This window comes from Haliscomenobacter sp. (assembly GCF_040403615.1).
GTDB lineage: Bacteria > Bacteroidota > Bacteroidia > Chitinophagales > Saprospiraceae > Haliscomenobacter.
In genome coordinates this window covers 1-5,084 of record NZ_JBBAKG010000152.1, presented here as the reverse complement: position 1 = coordinate 5,084, position 5,084 = coordinate 1, and the positions used below count along the sequence as shown (strand labels likewise).

The 5,084-nt window shown below is 46.2% G+C and carries 7 protein-coding genes; all 7 read left to right on the top strand.

The genetic code is table 11. The features are described 5' to 3' along the window. Positions 1–65 precede the first annotated feature (65 nt). Positions 66–479: a DoxX family protein gene (locus ABW391_RS26820; RefSeq protein WP_353484988.1), complete on the top strand. Its 414-nt coding sequence runs from the start codon at positions 66–68 to the stop codon at positions 477–479. Between the two features lie 23 nt (positions 480–502). Then, entirely contained in the window at positions 503–1,189 is a 687-nt protein-coding gene (locus ABW391_RS26815) for a helix-turn-helix transcriptional regulator (protein WP_353484987.1), read from the top strand. An 87-nt stretch (positions 1,190–1,276) separates the two neighbouring features. After that, complete coding sequence (locus ABW391_RS26810) at positions 1,277–1,717, top strand: SRPBCC family protein (protein ID WP_353484986.1); 441 nt, start codon at positions 1,277–1,279, stop codon at positions 1,715–1,717. Between the two features lie 88 nt (positions 1,718–1,805). Next, positions 1,806–2,087 (top strand): hypothetical protein, encoded by a 282-nt coding sequence (locus ABW391_RS26805; RefSeq protein ID WP_353484985.1) that lies wholly within the window; start codon positions 1,806–1,808, stop codon positions 2,085–2,087. A gap of 69 nt (positions 2,088–2,156) precedes the next feature. Continuing rightward, positions 2,157–3,380 carry an MFS transporter gene (locus ABW391_RS26800; RefSeq protein ID WP_353484984.1) on the top strand — a complete coding sequence of 408 codons (1,224 nt, stop codon included), beginning with the start codon at positions 2,157–2,159 and terminating at the stop codon, positions 3,378–3,380. Between the two features lie 92 nt (positions 3,381–3,472). Further along, complete coding sequence (locus tag ABW391_RS26795) at positions 3,473–4,063, top strand: TetR/AcrR family transcriptional regulator (RefSeq protein ID WP_353484983.1); 591 nt, start codon at positions 3,473–3,475, stop codon at positions 4,061–4,063. Between the two features lie 123 nt (positions 4,064–4,186). Further along, positions 4,187–5,074 carry an NmrA family NAD(P)-binding protein gene (locus tag ABW391_RS26790; RefSeq protein WP_353484982.1) on the top strand — a complete coding sequence of 296 codons (888 nt, stop codon included), beginning with the start codon at positions 4,187–4,189 and terminating at the stop codon, positions 5,072–5,074. Positions 5,075–5,084 lie beyond the last annotated feature (10 nt).

Below are 5,084 nucleotides of genomic sequence, written 5' to 3'. Positions count from 1 at the left end.
AATTCATCTAATTCTTTGGGTAATTTACAAAAAGTGTCTTTAATTTGTAAAAAATACCTAAAACCATGCAATCATTTTTTGGCACCTCACCATTTTACCTCGACAAGACATTGGCCATTTTGCGCATTACCCTGGGGTTATTGCTGATTTACCACGGTCGGGAAGTACTGTATCCAGAAATGATGAAAGGTTATTTTGACTGGGAGCCCTTCAAAGGCTCGAACGGTGCATTTTTGGCCTACCTTGGGAAAGGAGCTGAATTGGTGTCGGGTATCCTGTTGGCATTGGGCTTGCTGACGCGCATTGGCGCATTGATATGCATTGGTACGCTGGCCTATATCACTTTTTTCATCGGGCATGGCAAGTTTTGGAACGAAGATCAGCATCCCTTTATGTTTGTGCTGTTTGGGGTGTTGTTTTTGTTTAGTGGTTCCGGCGCCTGGAGTGTAGATGGACTGTTGTTTAGAAAAACCAGATAGTTTCCATCCCAAATCAAGTGCTTATGAATCGGGTAGATCGGTTGATGGGAATTGTCACTGCGCTGCAATCCAAGAAACACCTCAGTGCTGAGGCGATTGCTCAACGCTTCGAAATCAGTGTGCGTACCGTGTACCGCGACATTCGGGCATTGGACGAAATCGGCATTCCCGTAGGCTTTGAGCCTGGGCGGGGCTATTTTGTGATGCAGGGTTATTTTTTGCCTCCAGTCGTGTTCAGCAATGAAGAAGCCAATGCTTTGAGCCTAATGGAGCCTTTGGTGATGCGCTTTGCCGATCAGGGTATCCGCCGCCATTATGCCTCGGCTTTGAACAAGGTCAAAGCGGTGCTCAAAACCGCTGAAAAGGACAAAATGGAGCAAATGCACGAGAGCGTGCAAGCGCTGCGTCCCAGTTGTTTGCAAAACGATTACGATTTTTTGGCGGAAATTCAGACTGCAATTGTCAACAAGACCATCCTGAAAGTCCACTACGAAAACGCGGCCCAAGAAGTCAGTTGCCGCGATGTAGAAGCCATTGGGCTGATCTTTTACTCCCTCAACTGGCACCTGATCGGTTGGTGTTGGAAACGCGAAGAATACCGGGATTTTAGGGTGTCGCGCATCCAAAAACTACTTGCTACCACTGAACCTTTCCGGAAGCAGGATCACATCCCGCTCAGTGAATACCAGGTGGAGGTGTACAAGTGGTAAGTGCTTTTTTTTCGATTGATTTTGGCACTGACATAGGGTTGTCAGTGGGAGGGTGTTTCTTTGTGTCAAGAAAAAAAAATCATCCAGATGAAACATCCTTTTGTGCTTAAAACCAGTATGGAAATCTCTGCGCCGATTGAAAAAGCATGCGCAGCATTGACCGAACCCGAATCCGTGAAAGCCTTATTTTGGGGATCAGAATTGGTCACCACCTGGCAAGTAGGCCAACCCATCGCTTACCGTGGAGAGTGGGAAGGCGTAGAATTTGAAGACCATGGTACGGTACTGCAATTCGATCCACCACATGTAGTCAAGTACAATTATTGGAGCAGTTTTTCCAAAGCTGAAGTAGAAGACCTACCCGAAAATTACCAAACCATCACCTACACTTTTGAACCTACCGAACAGGGCACATTGGTGACCATCGAGCAAGACAATGTACGTTCTGCTGAGGTATTGGAGCACAGTGAACAGAATTGGCAACACTTGCTCGGTGCCATGAAAACCATGTTGGAAGAATTAATTTAGCACTAGCCGATCATTAATTTGCGTCCAAGCACTTTCTCGTACATATCCTTAAAAAATACTTAAATTTGTTTCAATTAATTCAGCTACGATGTATCTGCTTGCAAAAAGACCCGTGGTCTTCCCTAAACTTCCGACTTCCGCTTCGCCTACACCCTCTTCAATTGGGGTGTTCAAAACCAATATTGACAAACGACAGGAGGCGAACCGCGTTTGTAATAAACTTAAAACCGATGGATTCGTCATCCGTGCTACTGTTGATTTAAGCGATTGCGATCGCATTCTTCGCACAGTAAGTTCATTTGTAAACACCGCAGAAATCATCCTGGCCGTACAATCCATGGGTTTTTCCATCGAAGAATTGCCCGATTAAAACACCTAAGTACTGGTATTATCAAGGTATTTATCCTCCAGTGCTCAATGCTTCGGCACCCTAATTGACATGTCATCAGCGCTACTCAAATTTACACCTTACCAGTGGCTCGTAGTGGCCATTTTGGCAACGCTCCAATTTACCATCATTCTCGATTTCATGGTTTTGTCGCCTTTGGGCGCACAATTACTGGCCGAATTGAGCATTACTACTACTCAGTTTGGATTGGTGGTTTCTGCCTACGCGTTTAGTGCGGGGATTTCGGGGATTTTGGCGGCAGGTTTTGCCGATCGGTTCGACCGCAAAATCTTGTTGTTGTTCTTTTATGCAGGTTTTATTGTGGGAACGCTGTTGTGTGGCATTGCGCCAACCTATTCGTTTTTGATGATGGCCCGCATCGTCACGGGCATTTTTGGCGGAGTCATTGGTTCAATCGCTTTTGCCATCATCACCGACTTGTTTCCGTTAGAAATGCGGGGTCGAGTGATGGGTTTTGTGCAAATGGCGTTTGCCGTAAGCCAGATTATGGGCTTGCCCGTGGGCCTCTATTTTGCCAACCTGTTTGATTGGCATGCGCCTTTTTTATTGATTGTCGGAATCAGCATTCCCATGTTTTTTCTGATTTTATTGCGCTTGAAACCCGTCACTTTGCATTTGGCGCTGCAAAAAGACCAATCTGCCTTTAGTCATCTCCTTGCTACGGTATCCAAGCCGCGCTATTTGCAAGGTTTTTTGGGTACAATTTTGCTTTCCACTGGCGGCTTTATGTTGATGCCCTTTGGCAGTACTTTTTCCATCAACAACCTTGGAGTTACTTTCGATCAGTTGCCAATCATCTACCTGGTGACAGGCGTTTGTTCCATGATTGCAGGGCCACTGATTGGGCGCTTGAGTGATTCCATTGGGAGCATAAAAGTATTCACAATTGGATCGATCCTGACCATCATTATCGTGGTGATTTATTGCAACTTTGGAGTTACACCTTTGTGGATCATCATTTTGATGAGTGTACTCATGTTTGTGGGCATTACCTCGAGGATGATTTCATCTACTGCTTTGGTGAGTGGTATCCCTGCTCCTGCTGATCGAGGTGCATTTATGGGGGTCAATGCGTCCATCTCACAGATCTCTGGCGGTATCGCTTCAGGTATTGCAGGCATGATTGTGCACCAGGCCGCAGATGGCCACCTGGAAAATTATCCGCTTTTGGGCTATGTTGTGGCAGGAACAATGGTTGTTGCAATTGGGTTGATGTACAATATCCACCGTATGGTGAAGGGAAATGCGAATTAGCCCGGACTCAATAACGCGATCAAATTGATAAAAAATCAAAAAAAAATGCCAAACCACTTGTGCATACCAACTAGTATGTATACATTTGCATCATGAACGCAACGGATACCAGAGAACGAATCCTTGGCCGCATGTTTCAGGACATCCACAAAAATGGTTTCCAGGGCTTGCGTGCCGACCGGGTGATTGCCGATCTCGGCATCACCAAGGGTGCACTGTATCATTACTTTCCAAGTAAGGACGCGATTGGCTTGGCCGTGATCGATGAACTCATCGAACCGTCCTATTTGCAGTTTTTTCGCGGTCTGGAGGATGTAGATGAGCATCCCATCGATTTGTTGCAAAAGCATTTGCAATGGTTGGCCAACAAGGCAACTCCTGATGAGATTCATTTGGGCTGTCCTTTAAATAACCTCGTGCAGGAAATGTCTCCCATCAATGAATCTTTTCGCCTGCGGCTAAAAGTGGTGATGGATGGCATGATCAATTACACCACCAAGGCGTTGGAGCGCGGTATACGCAATGGGCAAGTCAAAGCAGATGCCGATTGCGCGGCAGTTGCGGGCTTTATGGTAGCTGGGATGGAAGGCGCGTATGGCGTGGCCAAAGTATTGATGAGTGTAGTCAGTTTTCACCGCAACATCCAACAATTGGTCAATTACCTTGAATCGTTTCGTGCCTAGCGCGTGATACATCATGGCCTCAGATTGGATACAAAAGCAACATTGTTGCTTTTTTTTAGCGCAAATAACATACCAACCAGTATGTATGAATCAATAAATTTACCAACACAAAACCATAAAAACATGTACGTTATTCTTGGAGGAACCGGCCACACCGGAAAAAAAATCACCGAAACCCTATTGGCCGCTGGCAAAGCCGTGACGATTGTAACCCGTGACGCAGCTAAAGCACAAGAGCTGGCAGACAAAGGCGCAAAAGTAGCTGTTGGCGACCTACACGACACCGCATTTTTGGCGCAAACATTTGCGGGTGCACAAGCTGTTTATACCCTGATTCCACCGAAATGGGATTTGCAAGATTGGCGCACTTTTCAAATTGAAATCGCTACGGCCATCACCTTGGCGGTATACAGCGAGAAAGTCCCTTATGTGGTGAATTTGAGCTCGATGGGCGCAAATTTACCCGAAGGCGCTGGCCCGGTGAGTGGCTTGTTTTACCTTGAAAAAATGCTGAACAACATCCCTGGATTGAACGTTTTGCATTTGCGCCCGGGTTATTTTTTCCAAAACCTGTACAGCGTGTTGGATATGATCAAGCACATGGGGATCATTGCACAGCCGATGCCTGCTGATTTCAAATTCACCCTTGTGCACACCGATGACATTGCCGCTATCGCCGCACAAAAGTTGCTCGCGTTGGACTTCAAAGGCAATTCGGTTCATTACGTTGCATCTCCAGAGAATTTATCTTTTGGCGAGATGACTGCGGCCATCAACAAGGCTACCGGCAAGGAAATTTCTTTTGTGCAAAGCAGCCGGGAAGATGCCGTTAATGGCATGATCGGAGCGGGTCTTCCAGCTACCATTGCACACGGTTATAGCGATCTGTACAACGCGATCCTTTCACCAACGTACCAAGCCGATTTTGACCGCAAGACAAATGTATACGAGGGGAAAATCTCTTTAGAGCAATTTGTAGAAAATGAATTCAAGTTTGCTTTGGCGGGGTAGTTTTTGCCCC

Coding starts and splice junctions, on each gene's coding strand:
- ABW391_RS26820 (WP_353484988.1), top strand. CDS start 66: ATGCAATCATTTTTTGGCACCTCACCATTTTACCTCGACAAGACATTG.
- ABW391_RS26815 (WP_353484987.1), top strand. CDS start 503: ATGAATCGGGTAGATCGGTTGATGGGAATTGTCACTGCGCTGCAATCC.
- ABW391_RS26810 (WP_353484986.1), top strand. CDS start 1,277: ATGAAACATCCTTTTGTGCTTAAAACCAGTATGGAAATCTCTGCGCCG.
- ABW391_RS26805 (WP_353484985.1), top strand. CDS start 1,806: ATGTATCTGCTTGCAAAAAGACCCGTGGTCTTCCCTAAACTTCCGACT.
- ABW391_RS26800 (WP_353484984.1), top strand. CDS start 2,157: ATGTCATCAGCGCTACTCAAATTTACACCTTACCAGTGGCTCGTAGTG.
- ABW391_RS26795 (WP_353484983.1), top strand. CDS start 3,473: ATGAACGCAACGGATACCAGAGAACGAATCCTTGGCCGCATGTTTCAG.
- ABW391_RS26790 (WP_353484982.1), top strand. CDS start 4,187: ATGTACGTTATTCTTGGAGGAACCGGCCACACCGGAAAAAAAATCACC.